14 protein-coding genes are annotated in these 16,133 nt (G+C 71.8%); 9 read left to right on the forward strand and 5 right to left on the reverse strand.

Going from position 1 to position 16,133, the window contains the following annotated elements; genetic code table 11:
• Positions 1 to 118: 118 nt before the first annotated feature.
• Positions 119 to 964, forward strand: coding sequence for an endonuclease/exonuclease/phosphatase family protein (locus BLU27_RS06605; RefSeq protein WP_241827822.1), 846 nt, complete (start codon positions 119 to 121; stop codon positions 962 to 964).
• 25 nt (positions 965 to 989) lie between these two features.
• Here the strand turns inward: BLU27_RS06605 and BLU27_RS06610 are convergent, their stop codons facing one another.
• From BLU27_RS06610 to BLU27_RS06630, 5 genes are all read right to left on the reverse strand, one after another.
• On the reverse strand, positions 990 to 1,220 hold the full coding sequence (locus tag BLU27_RS06610) for a hypothetical protein (protein ID WP_092651587.1): 231 nt from the start codon (positions 1,218 to 1,220) through the stop codon (positions 990 to 992).
• Between the two features lie 62 nt (positions 1,221 to 1,282).
• A complete protein-coding gene (locus tag BLU27_RS06615) occupies positions 1,283 to 1,600 on the reverse strand; it encodes a hypothetical protein (protein ID WP_092651589.1) in 318 nt (105 codons plus the stop codon).
• Positions 1,597 to 2,445, reverse strand: a complete 849-nt coding sequence (locus BLU27_RS06620) for a DUF4097 family beta strand repeat-containing protein (protein WP_092651591.1) — start codon at positions 2,443 to 2,445, stop codon at positions 1,597 to 1,599. Before BLU27_RS06620 ends, BLU27_RS06615 begins: the two co-directional genes overlap by 4 nt.
• A 132-nt stretch (positions 2,446 to 2,577) precedes the next feature.
• Positions 2,578 to 3,102: a toxin-antitoxin system HicB family antitoxin gene (locus BLU27_RS06625; protein ID WP_092651593.1), complete on the reverse strand. Its 525-nt coding sequence runs from the start codon at positions 3,100 to 3,102 to the stop codon at positions 2,578 to 2,580.
• Positions 3,103 to 3,171: 69 nt separating this feature from the next.
• Entirely contained in the window at positions 3,172 to 5,559 is a 2,388-nt protein-coding gene (locus BLU27_RS06630; protein WP_092651595.1) for a (Fe-S)-binding protein, read from the reverse strand.
• 257 nt (positions 5,560 to 5,816) lie between these two features.
• On the opposite strand from BLU27_RS06630, the gene BLU27_RS06635 reads away from it, so the two are divergent.
• The 8 genes from BLU27_RS06635 to BLU27_RS06670 all read left to right on the forward strand — a co-directional run bounded on the left by BLU27_RS06635 (position 5,817) and on the right by BLU27_RS06670 (position 16,108).
• Positions 5,817 to 6,971 (forward strand): ABC transporter ATP-binding protein, encoded by a 1,155-nt coding sequence (locus tag BLU27_RS06635; protein WP_092651597.1) that lies wholly within the window; start codon positions 5,817 to 5,819, stop codon positions 6,969 to 6,971.
• On the forward strand, positions 6,968 to 7,618 hold the full coding sequence (locus BLU27_RS06640) for an ABC transporter permease (protein WP_092651599.1): 651 nt from the start codon (positions 6,968 to 6,970) through the stop codon (positions 7,616 to 7,618). The genes BLU27_RS06635 and BLU27_RS06640 overlap by 4 nt, the downstream gene beginning before the upstream one ends.
• Positions 7,615 to 8,388, forward strand: coding sequence for an ABC transporter permease (locus BLU27_RS06645; RefSeq protein ID WP_092651601.1), 774 nt, complete (start codon positions 7,615 to 7,617; stop codon positions 8,386 to 8,388). The genes BLU27_RS06640 and BLU27_RS06645 overlap by 4 nt, the downstream gene beginning before the upstream one ends.
• An 83-nt stretch (positions 8,389 to 8,471) precedes the next feature.
• The gene (locus tag BLU27_RS06650; RefSeq protein ID WP_092651603.1) at positions 8,472 to 9,392 is read left to right on the forward strand and encodes an ABC transporter substrate-binding protein; all 921 of its coding nucleotides are present in this window, start codon (positions 8,472 to 8,474) and stop codon (positions 9,390 to 9,392) included.
• Between the two features lie 336 nt (positions 9,393 to 9,728).
• A complete protein-coding gene (locus BLU27_RS06655; RefSeq protein ID WP_092651605.1) occupies positions 9,729 to 11,048 on the forward strand; it encodes a YeeE/YedE family protein in 1,320 nt (439 codons plus the stop codon).
• A gap of 328 nt (positions 11,049 to 11,376) precedes the next feature.
• Complete coding sequence (gene hutH / locus BLU27_RS06660) at positions 11,377 to 13,071, forward strand: histidine ammonia-lyase (protein WP_092651607.1); 1,695 nt, start codon at positions 11,377 to 11,379, stop codon at positions 13,069 to 13,071.
• Positions 13,068 to 14,801 carry a urocanate hydratase gene (gene hutU, locus BLU27_RS06665; protein ID WP_092651609.1) on the forward strand — a complete coding sequence of 578 codons (1,734 nt, stop codon included), beginning with the start codon at positions 13,068 to 13,070 and terminating at the stop codon, positions 14,799 to 14,801. The genes hutH and hutU overlap by 4 nt, the downstream gene beginning before the upstream one ends.
• Positions 14,798 to 16,108 (forward strand): allantoate amidohydrolase, encoded by a 1,311-nt coding sequence (locus tag BLU27_RS06670; RefSeq protein WP_092651611.1) that lies wholly within the window; start codon positions 14,798 to 14,800, stop codon positions 16,106 to 16,108. The genes hutU and BLU27_RS06670 overlap by 4 nt, the downstream gene beginning before the upstream one ends.
• Positions 16,109 to 16,133: the final 25 nt, after the last annotated feature.

Raw genomic sequence — 16,133 nt, forward strand, 5'->3', positions numbered from 1 at the left:
CACGGCTGACGCTTGGTACGGCTGACGCTTGGTACGGCTGACGGTTCGACTGCCCGATCCTGGCCGTGGTCGGGACCCCGAGGTGGCGGCCCCGGCCGATCTGGGCCACAGTGGCACCGTGTTGCAGCCGGAAACCGACACCGTGTCCCAGCCGCTGGTCGGCCCCGCCACGTCGCCCCATCTGCAGGTGATGTCGTTCAACCTGCGCAACGCGGTCGGCGACGGATCCGATCCGTGGTCCGAACGCCAAGCCGCCAACCGCGCCCTGCTCCGGAGCGAGCTGCCGACGGTGATCGGCACTCAGGAAGGCCTCTACCAGCAGCTACGCGACGTGGCCGAGGCCCTGCCCGCCGAGTACGAATGGATCGGTACCGGGCGGGAGGGCGGCAGCCGCGGCGAGTTCATGGCCGTGTTCTTCGACGCTGCCCGGCTCGAGCCCTGTGAGTTCGACCACTTCTGGCTCTCCGACCAGCCCAACGTGGTGGGCTCGGCGTCCTGGGGCAACGATGTGGTCCGGATGGCGACCTGGGTGCGCTTCCGCGACCGGGCGACGGGCGTGATGTTCGTGGTCCTCAACACCCACCTGGACCACGCCGTGGACGAGGCCCAGCGGCGCGGTGCCGAACTCGTCGCCGAACGGCTGGGCGAGTTCGACGCCGACCTGCCGGTGCTGGTCACCGGCGACTTCAACGTCGCGGCCGAGGCGTCCGAGCCGTACGAAACGCTGGTCGGGAAGGCCGGGCTGGTGGATACCTGGAACGCCGCGGACGAGCGGCTGTCCCCGGCGTACGCGACGTTCCACGGCTACCGGCCGCCGGAGGTGGGTGGCCACCGCATCGACTGGATCCTCGCGCGCCCTGGCGTGCGGGTCCCGGTCGCGGCGATCAACACCTTCACCCTCGACGGCCGGTGGGCCTCCGACCACTGGCCGGTCCAGGCCCTGGTCGAACTGCCGCGCGCTTGAGCCGACCGCGCGGTTGCCGGCTGAGCTAGCCGGACGGCCGGGCCAGGCGTTGCGCCGGCAGCCCCATCCGTCGTTGCGTACGGGAACTCGCCATCGGCTCCAACCGGTCGGCGAGCCCGCGTAGGACCCGGGCGAACCACGGGCGCATCGTGCGTCTGCCCGCCGCGCGGAAGGGCGTGGCGTGGTGCCCGGCTGCGAGGGAGCGGAGTTCGGCCTGGCGCTGCTGTGCGAGTTCGTACGTCGGGAACGTGGTCATGGTGGTCTCTCCGTTTCGGGGTTCGTGCCGGCGCGGGTGCCGACTGCGCCGGCCCGCGGTGATCAGGTGATGGGCAGCGCAGGGCGTCGTGCTGCGCCCGGATGGATGCGGTCGGCCAGCCGGTGCAGGAGGCCGGCCACCTCGCGCCGGGCCGGGCCGGGGGCGTGCCCCCCGGCCAGGCGCAGGCGCGTCGCGAGCTGGTCGGTACGGCGTTCGGCGAGGACAGCTTCCGTGCGCTGCCTGGCGGCGTCGTGGAGGTAGTGGTCGTTCATGGTCGCCTCACGCGATGAGTCGGCGGTGTCGGTGGAGTTGGCGGTGTCGGTGGTGTCGGTGGTGTCGGTGGGATCGGAGGTCAGGAGGCAGGGGCGTCGCCGACTCACCGGGCTCGGACGATCGAGACGTCCCCGCTGAGGGTGCGGGCGCGAAGCTCGACCGACTCGTCGCCCTCGCCGGGTTCGCCGGCGTCGTCGAGGTCGGAGTGCACGTCACCGGACAGCGAGGAGACGTCGAGCCAGGCGGCCACCCCGGCGGCGATGCCGACGGTCACGTCGCCCGACGCGGTTTCCACCGAGACCTGCCCGCTGCGGACGCTGGGCAGCGACACGTCACCGGACGCGGACCGAGCCTCGACCGAACCGCCCGCGACGGCGACCGTCGTGTCCCCGGAGGCGGTCTGGACGCGTACGTCGCCACCGACCGGGCCCAGGTCGAGGTCACCGGAGGCGCTGGCCACCTGCAGGTCACCGCCGACCTCGCCGAGGGTGATGTCACCGGACGCGCTCTGCACCTTCGCCGAACCGCCCACCAGCCGGCAGGTGACGTCGCCGCTCGCCGTCTGCACCTCCAGCTTGTCGACCTCCTGGAGTTCGACGTCGCCGGAGGCGGTGTTCAGGTCGACGTCGCCCAGCCGGCCGACGGCTCGCAGGTCCGCGGACGCCTTGGTGCCCCGCAGGTGGGAGCCGGTCGGCAGGGCGACGCGCACGTAGATGGATCCGGAGCGGCCGAACCGGCCGAACTCCTTGCCATCTGGCGCCTCGACCACGATCGAACCGTCCCGCTGCTCGACGAGCGTCTGCTGGGCGGCCTCGGTGTCGGCCTGCTTGTTCGAGTTGTACGGGCGAACCTCGACCTCCGTGTCGGCACGGTCGGAGGCCTCGACGAGGATGTCGCCGGACTGGACGCGCAGCCGCAGGGTGACGGGTTCAGGGGTCGCGAAAGTAGGCATGCTGGCTCCTCGGGGTGAGCTGGTGAGCTGGTGAGTGAGAGCTGTGCTGGTACGCCCGGCGTTCCGGGCGACGCGCGGCACGGAGCTGGGCTGAGTGGCCCTGAGCCGCGTCGGCTCGTCGGCCGAGCCGGGTTAGCGCACCCAGCCGGTGATGCGCTTGCCCACCCGCGGACCGGACGGGCCCCGCGAGCCGCGCGACCCGCTCGGCGAGCTGTCGGTGAGAGCGGCGCTCACCGCGCGTACCAACCAGGTGTTGACCGACACGCCCTCGCGGGCGGCGGCCTCCTCGGCCCGGGTCTTCAGCGACTCGGGAAGCCGCAGGGTGACCCGGGACGTGCCCTGCTCGGTGTCGCCGGGGTGGGGCGGAGGCGGCGGCGCCGGTGGCCCGGCCGGCTCCTCCGGAAGGTGTGCACTCGGGGGTGGGGTGACCACGAACTCCGGCTCGCGGCCGCGCAGGCGCACCTCGACCGAGCCCGGTGCGAGCTCGCGGGTGACCTCCTCGGCGGCGGTGGAGAGCGCGTCCATCAGAGCGAGCCGTACGGCAGCGTCCAGCGCGGCCGTCAGGCGCTCCGCGGCGATCCGGGCTTCCTGCCCGGCAACCTCCGCGGCGACCGAGAGGTCGCGGCGGATGCTGTCGACGTACGGTGCGAGTTCCATGACGTCATCATGGCGTCATAGGCGACGCCATGTCAACCATGAATATCGTCAGGATGACGTCATCTGGCGCTACCGCGACGTCACGCCCTCGCCGTCCGCGCCGCCATCGGCCTGGGAGGCCTGGTGGATGTTCTGGTCACCGGGCTGCTCGTGGGCGTCCTCGCCACCCCGGTCACCGTCGGCCGCGCGAGGCGCGAGGGTGCCGCGCCGCACCGACTCCAGCAGCAGCTGGGCGACGTCGATCACCTCGACCTCGTCCCTGGCGGCACCCTCGGACTGCTTCTGGGTCAGGCCGTCGGAGAGCATCGTCTTGCAGAACGGGCAGCCGGTGGCGATCTGGTCGGCGCCGGTGGCCACCGCCTCCTCGGTGCGGTTGAGGTTGACCCGGGAGCCGATCCGCTCCTCCATCCACATCCGGGCGCCGCCCGCCCCGCAGCAGAACGACTCCTTGCCGCTGCGGGGCATCTCCCGCACCTCGACCCCGGGCAGCGCGCCGAGCAGCTCCCGCGGCGGCTCGTAGACCTGGTTGTGCCGGCCGAGGTAACAGGGATCGTGGTAGGTGATGGCCCGCCCCGCCGAACCGTTGCCCGCCGAGCCGTTGCCGCCCGCGTCCGCCGCGACCGGGGTCAGCTTCTTCTCCCGGACCAGCCGGTTGAGCAGCTGGGTGTGGTGCACCACCTCGAGCTCCAGCCCGAGATGGCGGTATTCGTTCTTGATGGTGTTGAAGCAGTGGGCGCAGGTGACCACCGCCTTGGTGGCGCCGGCCTCCTTCAGCGTCTCGACGTTCTGCTGGGCGAGCATCTGGTAGACGAACTCGTTGCCCGCGCGTCGGGCGGGGTCGCCGCTGCAGGTCTCCGCCTCGCCGAGTACGGCGAACGACACACCGGCAATGTGCAGCAGCTCCGCGACCGCACGGGTGGTCCGCTTCGCGCGGTCGTCGTAGGCGCCGGCGCACCCGACCCAGAAGAGGTACTCCACCTCGCCCAGGCTCTCCACGTCACCACCGAGCACGGGCACCTCGAACGGCAGGTCCTTCGCCCAGTCGAGTCGGGCGGAGGGGTTCATGTTCCACGGGTTGCCCTTGTTTTCCAGGCCCCGGAACAACTGGTTGAGTTCGCTCGGGAACTCCGACTCCACCAGCACCTGGTGCCGGCGCATGTCCATCACGTGGTCGACGTGCTCGATGTCAACCGGGCATTGCTCCACGCAGGCGCCGCAGGTGGTGCACCCCCACAGCACGTCGGGGTCGATCAGCGCGGTGGCCGAGCCGTCGCCGGCCACGCCGTACCCCGTGATCCCGTGGCCGGAGGGGCCGTGGCCGGTGGCGGGGCCGCCGGTCGCGCCGTCGGCGCTCGCGGTGGTCGGGCCGACCAGTGGACGCTCGCCCTCGGCGCGCACGGCATCGGGCAGGGAGGCGCGCGCCTCCTCGTCGGCCTGGAGGTAAGGGGCCTTCGCGTAGGCGTGGTCGCGCAGCGTCGTCACCAGCAGCTTCGGCGACAGCGGCTTGCCGGTGTTCCAGGCCGGGCACTGCGACTGGCACCGACCGCACTCGGTGCAGGTCGTGAAGTCGAGCAGCCCCTTCCAGGTGAACTCCTCGACCGCGCCGACGCCGAAGATGTCGTCCTCGCCGGGGTCCTCGAAGTCGATCGGCTCACCACGCGAACGCATCGGGGGCAGCGGGCCGAGCGCCGTGCCGCCGTCCGCCTCCCTCTTGAACCAGACGTTGAAGAACGCCGAGAAGCGGTGCCAGGCCACTCCCATGGTGGCGTTGAGCGCGATCACCAGGAACCACGCCATCGACACCACGATCTTGACGGTGGCCACGGCCAGGATCGCGGTGCCGATCGCGCCCGCGCTCATGCCCGTGAATCCCGCGACCAGTGGAACGCTGAGCGGGTAGTGGATGCTCCAGCCGCGCTGGCCCGCCAGCGCACCCTCGAGGCCGCGCAGCACCAGGATGCACACCGCGATCGCGACGATCGTCCACTCCACGTAGTAGGCCTGCCAGAACTTCGATCCGGCGAACCTGCTGCCGCGCCCACGCCGTCGCGGGTGCGCCACCTGACGAATCACCATCAACGTGAGAATCGCCACGAGGGTGAGAAAGGCGATGACCTCCGACGCCGCTTCGTAGGGCCACCAGTGGCCGATCAGCGGCAGCGCCCATTCGGGGCCGGCGTAGATCTGGCCGTACGCGGTGACCAGGGTGAAGAAGAGCGCGCCGAAGCCGACGAACACGAACCAGTGCGCCACCCCCACCAGGCGCCACTTCGCCAGCCTGGAGTGGCCGATCGTCTCGCGCAGCAGGGTCAGCCAGCGCTGACCGGGCCGGTCGGTGCGGCCCACGGCGGGCTGGCCGAGCCGGATCACCCCGACCATCGCAGCCGCGGTGCGCGCGACCAACGCGATCGCTACCAGAGTGATCACGGTGGAGATGACGATCGCTGCGACACGCATTCGCGGCGCCCTTCTCGGAACGGCTTCTCGGAACGGCTGTGGTGGTTCGAGCGTAGGAGGTCGGACCGACATGGGTGGCGCCGGACCGGCCCGGGTAGTTTCATTGGCTGGCGCAACCCAGGGTGAGCTTCTCTGTGTTCAGCCACTGTCGGTACCCGCGGCTAGGGTGGGGTGGATTTTCAGCGCGCGGTCGTGACAGGCCGGAGTCAGTACGACACCAGGCGGCCAGACGTGCCCGTCGACCGAGGAGGGCCGACGTGATCGAGTTCGAATCCGTGACCAAGCGTTACCCCGATGGAACCGTCGCAGTCGACCAGGTGGACCTTCGGGCTCCGTCCGGGGAGATCACGGTGCTCGTCGGACCCTCCGGATGCGGGAAAACGACGTCCCTGCGGATGATCAACCGCATGGTGGAGCCGACGTCGGGTCGCATCCTGATCGACGGCAAGGACACCGGCACCACCAATCCCGCGCAGCTTCGCCGCGGCATCGGCTACGTCATCCAGCACGCGGGCCTGTTTCCCCACCGCACGGTGGTCGACAACGTGGCGACCGTCCCGTTGCTGTTGGGGTGGAGCAGAAAGAAGGCGCGTGCGCACGCTGCGGAGTTGATCCAACGCGTCGGCCTGGACGCCCATCTGGGCGACCGCTATCCCGCGCAGCTGTCCGGCGGCCAGCAGCAGCGGGTGGGCGTGGCGCGGGCGCTGGCCGCCGATCCTCCGGTGATGCTGATGGACGAGCCGTTCAGCGCCGTCGACCCGGTCGTACGTGAGAGCCTGCAGGAGGAGTTCCTGCGCCTGCAGGACGAGCTGGACAAGACGATCGTGTTCGTGACGCACGACATCGACGAGGCGATCAAGCTGGGAGACCGGGTGGCGGTTTTCCGTACCGGCGGGCGACTCGCGCAGTTCGCCGAGCCGAAGCAGCTGCTGGAGCACCCGGCGGACGAGTTCGTCGCGGGCTTCGTCGGCAAGGACCGGGGCTACCGCGCCCTTTCGTTCACCCCGGCCGACGGGATCTCCCTGAACGACGAACCGACAGTCCGGCTGGGCGCTCCGATCGCCGACGCCCGGGCGGTCGCCGTCGACGGCTGGGTCCTGGTTGTCGACGACGAGCGGCGTCCGCAAGGCTGGCTTGACGCACAGAACTCCCGTCAGGACGCCGTTACGAGCGACCACCTCAACCGCGCCGGCACGGTCGCGTCGGCCGACGGCTCCCTGCGCGGAGTGCTCGACGCCGCGCTCTCCTCACCCACCGGACGCGGTGTGGTCGCCGACCCGGCCGGGCGCCTGCTCGGCACCGTCACCGCGGGCCCGGTCCTCTCCCGGCTCGACCAGCCGACAGCCGGCCGCACCACCTCCGACGGGGCCGGTCCCGACCGGCCCGCCGAGCCGGAGGTCGCGAACCCGTGATCTCCTGGCTGGGCGACAACGCCGGAACGGTCACGTCGTACTTCCTGCAGCACGTCTGGCTGGCGACCCTGCCGCTCGTGATCGCCCTGGTACTGGCGATCCCGCTGGGCTGGGTGGCCAGGCGGTTCGGCTGGTTGCACACGCCGATGATCGGCCTCACCGGGCTGCTCTACACCATCCCGTCGCTGGCGCTGTTCGTCGTACTCCCGCTCATCCTGGGCACCCAGATCCTCGACCCGATCAACGTCGTGGTGGCGTTGACGATCTACTCGCTGGCGCTGCTGGTCCGCACCGTTGCCGACGGGCTGGGCTCTGTTCCCGGTGACGTCGAGCAGGCCGCGACCGCGATGGGCTACACAGGGTTCCGCAGGTTCTTCTCTGTCGACCTGCCGGTGGCGGTGCCGGTCATCGCAGCGGGCATGCGCGTCGCCGCGGTGTCCAACGTCAGCCTGGTCGCGGTGTCGGCGCTGCTCGGCGTACCCCAACTCGGCCTGCTGTTCACCGACGGGCTCAACCGGAACTACTTCCCGCCGCTGGTCGCCGGGATCGTTTTGTGTGTCGTCCTCGCTCTCGCGCTGGACGCGCTGATCCTGCTCCTGACCCGGCTGCTGGCCCCGTGGCAGCGCATCGCGAGGGGGACCTCATGATCTCGTCGGTGATCGGATGGTTCGCCGACCCGGACCACTGGAGCGGCGGGGACGGCATTCCCGCCCGCCTGCTCGAGCATCTGGAGTATTCCCTGGCGGCGCTGCTGATCGCGGCGCTGATCGGCATCCCGCTCGGTCTCTACATCGGGCACACCGGGCGCGGTGCGTTCCTCGTCGCCGGGCTGGCCAACTCCCTGCGCGCCCTGCCCTCACTGGGTCTGCTCGTGGTGATGGCGCTGCTGCTGGGCCCCCGGATCCACGGCGACCTGGTCTACGTCATCCCGAGCATCTTCGTCCTGGTCGTGCTCGCCGTCCCACCGATCCTGGCCAGTACGTACTCCGGAGTGCAGGGAGTCGACCCGGCCGCCCGCGACGCGGCGTACGGCATGGGCATGACCGGCATGAGCGTGCTCACGAAGGTCGAGGCGCCGTGCGCACTGCCGCTTATCCTGTCCGGCGTACGCAGCGCGATGCTGCAGATCATCGCCACCGCCACCATCGCCGCGATCACCTCCCTCGGCGGTCTGGGCCGGTTCATCGTCGACGGCCAGGCCGTCCGCGACTACGCCCAGATGGTCGGCGGCTCGATCCTGGTCGCCGCGCTGGCCATCGTGGTCGAGACGGTGCTGGCCCTGGTGCAGCGGCTGGTGGTCCCGGCCGGGCTGACGAGCAGGGGACAGCGACGTGCGTCGGCGGTCTCGGCCGCGCGCACGGAGATGGAGCCGGACGCCGAGGTGCCCGGCCAGGAACAACTCGCCGGAGCCCGCTGATCCAGGACCCGCACGCCTGACACACCCGACAATGTCGGCGCGACCAAGCCGCGCAGCCGTCAGCGACGAAGGAGATACCCGTCATGAAGTTCGCAAAGATCGCCGCCGCGGCGACGGTCGCGTTGCTCGCCCTCGCCGGGTGCGGGGGCGGCAACAACCCGATGGCCGAGAAGACCAAGGCTCCCGCCACCAAGGCGCCGGCCGACACGATCGTGGTCGGCTCAGCCGACTTCCCCGAGAGCACGCTGATCGGTGAGATCTACGCCGGTGCGCTGCGCGCCAAGGGCGTCAAGGTCACCACGAAGTTCGGCATCGGCGCCCGGGAGATCTACCTCAAGGCGCTCGAGGACGGGTCGATCGACCTCATCCCCGAGTACACCGGAAACCTCCTGCAGGCGTTCGACGAGAAGACGACCGCCTCCACCTCCGACGACGTCTACTCGGAGCTGAAGAAGGCCACCCCGAGCAAGCTCACCGTGCTCGAGCAGGCGAGCGCGGAGGACAAGGACGCGGTGGCGGTGACCAAGGAGACCGCCGCGAAGTACAAGCTGAAGAAGCTCAGCGACCTCAAGCCAGTCGCCGGCAAGCTGGTCCTCGGCGGGCCGCCGGAGTGGAAGACCCGCGAGCGTTCCGGCGTCCCCGCGCTCAAGAAGGTCTACGGCCTGCAGTTCAAGGGCGACTTCAAGTCGCTCAAGGGCACCCTGATCCCGCAGGCGCTGGCCAACGGGCAGGTCGACGCGGCCAACATGTTCACCACCGACCCGATGGTGCAGAAGAACGGCTTCGTTCTGCTGGACGACGACAAGGCCCTCTTCCCGGCGCAGAACGTCGTGCCGCTGATCAACAAGTCCAAGGCGTCGCCGAAGGTCGAGGAGGCGCTGAACGGCGTCTCGGCCAAGCTCGACACCAAGACTCTGCTGTCGCTGAACACCCAGGTCGTCGTGGACAAGAAGGACGCGTCCGCGGTGGCCAAGCAGTGGCTCGCCCAGAACGGCCTCGTCTGAGCCCCACCCAGGGCCGAACGCGGGGTACGTACGAGTGACGACCGGCGGGGCGCCGGCTTCGGGAGACCGGAGCGGGCGCCCCGCCGGTTGCGTCGTACGGCACGCGCACCGTGTCCACATTCCGGTCTGTGGGTCCAATTTGTGAGACGTCGGTTCGGAGTTCGCGACCAATGCGGCTTATGGTTGCCGCCATGCGTAGCCCGGCCTGCCAGCTCTGCCTGGCCCTGTTCGCTACCGAACTCTCCCTCGTCGACGACGAGCTCTGCCGCTGACGCCTCGCTCGCCCCGCGAGCGGCGCCGAAGTCCCTGACCTCCTCCCCAGCAGAGAGTGCGCCCATGTCCAGCGGCACCACGTCGTCCCCTGCCTCCACCGGCTCCACCGGCACCGGCGTCCTGTCCAGGACCGCGTCCACGCCGGCACGCTTCCTGACCTCCGCCACGTCCGCGCCCGCACCGCAGGCCGCGCCACTCGGACCCGTCTCGCGAGTGCCGCTGGTGGTCGCCACCCTCGGCACCATCGCGCTGGCCGCCTACACCTGGGCGTCGTACGGCGCCAAGCCCGGGGTGCTGCTCCTGCTCGGCGCCGGCCTCGGTGTCGCGCTGTTCCACTCAAGGTTCGGCTTCACCTCCGCGTGGCGGCAGCTGGTCGCCGTCGGCAACGGCGCGGGCCTGCGGGCCCACGCCCTGCTGCTCGGTACCACGGCCACGTTGTTCGCGCTGGTCATCGGCACCGGCACCGGCCTGTTCGGCAGCGTTCCCGAGCCCAGCGGCGGTCCGCTCGGCGTCGGACTCTTGGTCGGATCGTTCCTGTTCGGCGTCGGCATGCAGATCGGTGGCGCCTGCGCGTCCGGAACGCTGTTCGCCGTCGGCTCCGGCCAGTCCGCGATCGTGCTCACCCTGGGCGGCTTCATCGTGGGCTCGGTCGTCTACGCCTGGCTCTACCCGCTCGTGGACACGCTGCCCGCGCTCCAGCCGTACGTCCTCGCCGACCACGTCGGGTGGCTGGGTTCGTGGGCGATCACCATCCTCGCGCTGCTCGTCGTCGTGGCGGTGACGCGCGTCGTGCAGGCCCGCCGCGTGCCGCCGCCGGTGGCTCCGGTGCCGACCAGCCGCGGTGTCCTGCGGGTCGTTCGCGGCTCGTGGCCGCTGTGGGCCGGCGCGGTCGCTCTCGCGTTGCTGGGTGCCGGTGTCCTGGTGGTGTCCGGCGGTGCCTGGGGCGTGACCAGCGCGTTCACCCTGTGGGGCTCGAAGGCGCTGCAGGCGATCGGCCTGCACCCGGAGACCTGGGCGTACTGGCAGCAGCCGAAGCAGGCGGCGGCGCTCGCCGGCCCCGTCCTCACCGACAAGACGAGCTTGACGGACATCGGCATCATGCTGGGCGCCGCGGTGGCCGCGGCCGCCGGAGGAGTGTGGACGCTGCACCGCCGCATCCCCGCGCGTACGGCGATCGCGGCCGTGCTCGGCGGCATCCTGATGGGCGTCGGCGCCCGCCTGGCCGGCGGGTGCAACATCGGCGCCTACCTCGCCGGCATCGCGTCCGGCAGCCTGCACGGTTGGGTGTGGGGCCTGTGCGCGCTCGCCGGTACGTGGGTCGGCCTGCGTGGGCGCGCCGCGTTCGGGCTCGCCAACCCGCGCCGGGACGACAGCGTCTGCTGACGCGGGGCGGCTGACGTACGTCTGACGGGAGTACGCAGGGCCCACCCGCTGAGGCCCGCCGTCGGCGACGGTCTTCGGACCGGCACTGGCTGACGGCGGGCACTGACCGACGGTGGTGGATGGCTGCCGGTGGTGGATGGCTGCCGGTGGTGGATGGCTGCCGGTGGTGGATGGCTGCCGGTTGTCAGTGGTTCGCGGCGCCGGCCGACCTGACGGCGCCGTCGCCGTAGCCGTCGAATGTTCACCGCGCCGCCGCGCGCACGTGTTGTCACGCAGGGGATTCCCGTCATCGCTGGCATGGCGGCCTCGCGCGCAGTGGAATTGGTGCATGGTCGACTTCGCCCAGGCCGACACGGTCCAGGTCGGCACCGGACCGCTCACCGAGACCGACGTCGTCGCGGTGGCCCGGTACGCAGCACGGGTGATCCTCGCCCCCGAGGCGTTGACCGCCCTGGCCGCCGGGCGGGCGGCGGTGGAACGGCTCGGCTCGTCGACCTCACCGGCGTACGGCATATCCACCGGTTTCGGCGCGCTCGCGACCCGGCACATTCCGCGCGAGTCGCGGGCCCGGTTGCAGCGCAGCCTCATCCGCTCCCACGCCGCCGGTTCGGGTCCGGAGACGGAGACCGAGGTCGTCCGGGCGATGATGTTGCTGCGGCTTTCGACCCTCGCCACCGGCCGGACGGGCGTGCGGCCGGAGACGGCGGAGACGTTGCAGGCGCTGCTGAACGCCGGGATCACGCCGGTTGTCCCGGAGTACGGCAGTCTCGGATGCTCGGGTGATCTCGCTCCGCTGGCACACGTGGCGCTGGCCCTCACCGGCGAGGGCGAGGTCCGTACGGCAGTCGGCTCCGGGCTGGAGTCGGCCGGCATGGTGCAACCCGCCGCCCAGGCCCTCGCCTCCGCCGGCATCACGCCGGTCGTGCTCGCGGAGAAGGAGGGCCTCGCCCTCATCAACGGCACCGACGGCATGCTCGGGATGCTGGTTCTCGCCTGTCACGACCTGGACCGGCTGATCCAGACCGCGGACCTCACCGCCGCGATGAGTGTGGAGGCGCTGCTCGGCACCGACCGGGTGTTCGCCCCGGAGCTCCAGGCGCTGCGTCCGCATCCGGGCCCGATCGCCTCCGCCGCCCACATGCGGGCGCTGCTGGCAGGCTCCGCGATCGTGGCGAGTCACGCCGGCCCGGCCGACACCCGCGTCCAGGACGCGTACTCCCTGCGTTGTGCACCACAGGTCAACGGCGCCGCGCGGGACACGCTGGCGCACGCGCGGTCGGTGGCGGGGTACGAGCTCGCCGCGGCGATCGACAATCCGGTGGTGCTGCGGGACGGCCGGGTCGAGTCCAACGGCAACTTCCACGGCGCGCCGCTCGCCTATGTGCTCGACTTCCTCGCGATCGTCGCCGCCGACGTGGCGAGCATGTCCGAACGCCGTACCGACCGGTTCCTCGACGTGGCCCGCAACCACGGCCTGCCGGCGTTCCTCGCCGACGACCCGGGCCTGGACTCCGGCCACATGATCGCGCAGTACACCGCGGCGGCGATCGTCAGCGAACTGAAGCGGCTCGCCGTACCGTCCAGCGTGGACTCCATCCCCTCCTCGGCGATGCAGGAGGACCACGTTTCGATGGGCTGGTCGGCAGGCCGCAAGCTACGGCAGTCGGTCGACGGGCTCACCCGGGTGCTGGCGATCGAGTTGCTGACCGCGGCGCGGGCACTGGACCTGCGGGTCCCGCTGGCACCGGCACCGGCGACCGCCGCCGCGCTGCGCGAGCTCCGGTTGCGGGTCTTCGGGCCCGGACCGGACCGGCAGATGTCCAGGGAGATCGAGGCCGCGGTGGCCGTGGTCATCGACGGCCTCGCCCTCGCCGCCGCGGACACGGTGGTCGAGCGCGGCGCACTGGCGGAGCCGGGCAGTGCGGACGAGTCTGGTGGGGAGGAGTCAGGTGGGGGTGGCGGCCTCGAGCGGCCACGCCGGCCCCACCGAACACACCGACCACCGCCTGGAGGTGCCGGATGAGCCACTCGCCGGTCGACTCGCATTCCAGCCACCCGCGCACGGTGACCGCACCGCGCGGCACCACCCTGCACGCCCGCGGCTGGCCGCAGGAGGCGGCGCTGCGGATGCTGCAGAACAACCTCGACCCCGAGGTCGCCGAGCATCCGCAGGACCTCGTCGTGTACGGCGGAAGTGGCCGCGCCGCCCGTGACTGGTCGAGCTTCGACGCCCTCGTGCGTACGCTCACCACGCTCGCCGGCGACGAGACGATGCTGGTGCAGTCCGGCCGGCCGGTCGGGGTGCTGCGTACCGACGAGTGGGCGCCCAGGGTGCTGATCGCCAACTCCCACCTGGTGCCCGACTGGGCGACGTGGGAGGAGTTCCGCCGGCTGGAAGCGCTCGGACTGACGATGTACGGCCAGATGACGGCCGGCTCGTGGATCTACATCGGCACGCAGGGCATTCTGCAGGGCACGTACGAGACGTTCGCCGCGGTCGCCGCCCGGCTCGCCGAGCGCGGCGTGACCCCTCCGGAGTCCTCGGGCTCGCTGGCCGGGACGCTCACCGTCACCGCCGGGCTGGGCGGGATGGGCGGTGCCCAGCCGCTCGCGGTGACCATGAACGGCGGAGTGGTGATCTGCGTGGAGTGCGACGAGAGCCGGATCCGCCGTCGCCTCGACCACCGTTACCTCGACGTCCGCGCGGACTCGGTGGACCACGCCCTCCGGCTGGCCGAGGAGGCGGTGCGGGCGCGCAGGCCGCTGTCGGTGGGCGTGCTCGGCAACGCCGCCGAGGTGGTGCCGGCGCTGCTCGCCCGGAGCGTCCCGGTCGACGTGGTGACCGACCAGACCTCCGCGCACGACCCGCTGATGTACCTCCCGCTCGGGGTGGCGTTCGACGACTGGGCCGCCGAGAGGGCACGTGATCCCGAAGGGCTGGTGGAGCGTGCGCGGGAGTCGATGGCCCGCCACGTCGAGGCGATGGTGGGCTTCCTTGACGCGGGCGCGGAGGTGTTCGACTACGGCAACTCCATTCGCGACGAGGCCCGCAAGGGTGGGTTGACGAGGGCCTTCGCCTTCCCCGGCTTCGTTCCGGCGTACATCCGGCCGCTGTTCTGCGAGGGCAAGGGGCCGTTCCGCTGGGTGGCACTGTCCGGCGACCCGGCTGACATCGCGCGCACCGACAAGGCCGTGCTCGAGCTCTTCCCCGACAACGAGCCGCTGGTCCGGTGGATCCGGCTGGCGGGCGAGCGGGTCCACTTCCAGGGGCTGCCGGCGCGGATCTGCTGGCTCGGCTACGGCGAACGCGACCGGGCGGGCCTGCGGTTCAACGAACTGGTCGCCTCCGGAGAGGTCACCGCGCCGATCGTGATCGGCCGGGACCACCTCGACGCCGGCTCCGTCGCCTCCCCCTACCGCGAGACCGAGGCGATGGCCGACGGCTCGGACGCGATCGCCGACTGGCCGCTGCTGAACGCGATGGTGAACGTCGCCTCCGGCGCCGCGTGGGTCTCCCTGCACCACGGCGGCGGCGTCGGCATCGGCCGGTCGATCCACGCCGGCCAGGTCACCGTCGCCGACGGAACACCCCTCGCGGCCCGTAAGCTCGCCCGGGTGCTGGGCAACGACCCGGCCACCGGGGTCATCCGGCACGTCGACGCGGGGTACGAACGAGCCGAGGAGACCGCGCGCCGGCTCGGCGTACGCACACCCATGCGGGAAGGACCGGTGGAAGGATCGGTGCAGCCATGAATGCCGGCGAGGGCGGAGCGTCGGGCGGGCCGTCGGACGCAGCGTCGGGCGGAGCGTTGGCCGGCGGCTTCGAGCAGCTGTGGAAGGCACTGGCGCCGATCGGCCGGGACGACCGCACCGGCGGATACCACCGCTACTCGTGGACACCGGCGCACCGTGAGTGCGAGCGGTGGTTCCGGGACGAGGCCGAACGCCGCGACCTGACCGTGGAGGCCGACGGCAACGGCAACCTGGTCGCGTGGTGGCGGCCGGATCCCACGCGGGTGACCGGGGGTGTGGTCACCGGGAGCCACCTGGACTCCGTACCCGACGGCGGCGGCTACGACGGGCCGCTCGGTGTGGTCTCGGCGTTCGCCGCGCTGGACGCGATCCGGGCCGCCGGGAGTGGCGGCGGGACGGCCGGTGGGACTGCCGGCGGGGCCGGGCGGACCCGGCCGCTGGGGATCGCGGTGTTCGCGGAGGAGGAGGGCGCGCGGTTCGGGGTGCCCTGCCTGGGCTCGCGGCTGCTCACCGGAGCGCTGGAGCCGAACCGGGCGCGTGAGCTGCGCGACGCCGACGGCGTGCCGCTCACCGACGCGATGGAGCGGGCCGGCGTACCCGCCGACCTCGGCCCCGCACCCGACCTGCTGCAGGCGCCGTCGGCGTTCGTCGAACTCCACGTCGAACAGGGCAGGGCGCTGGCCGACCTGGGCGAGCCCGTCGGTCTCGCGCGAGACATCTGGCCGCACGGACGCTGGCGGTTCGAGTTCGGCGGGCGGGCGGACCACGCCGGGACGGCCGCGATGGCCGACCGGCACGACCCGATGCTGACGTACGCCATGACCGCGCTCGCCGCCAACAAACGCGCCCGGCTCACCCAGGCCCGGACGACGTTCGGCCGGGTGCAGGTGGAGCCGAACGCCACGAACGCCGTACCCTCCCTCGTCCGCGCCTGGCTGGACGCCCGCGCCGCCGACGAGGCCGGCCTGGACGCCCTGGTGGAGGAGATCCGCCGCCAGGCCGGTGACCGCGCCCAGCGCGACGGCACCCGGCTTGAGGTGCACCCGGAGTCGTGGACGCCGCGCGTGGAGTTCGACGTACGCCTGCGTGACCGGTTGGCCGCCCGGCTCGGGGCGCCGCCGGTGCTGTCCACCCAGGCCGGGCACGACGCGGGCATCCTCGCCGCCGCCGGGATCCCCGCCGCGATGCTGTTCGTCCGCAACCCCACGGGTGTGTCGCACGCGCCGGAGGAGCACGCCGAACCCGCCGACTGTCTCGCCGGTGTGGACGCCCTGGCTGCCGTCCTCACCGACCTGCTGGCCGGGTGACCGGGCAGGCACGGATGAGTAACGG

The organism is Actinopolymorpha singaporensis (genome assembly GCF_900104745.1).
Taxonomy (GTDB): Bacteria; Actinomycetota; Actinomycetes; order Propionibacteriales; family Actinopolymorphaceae; genus Actinopolymorpha; species Actinopolymorpha singaporensis.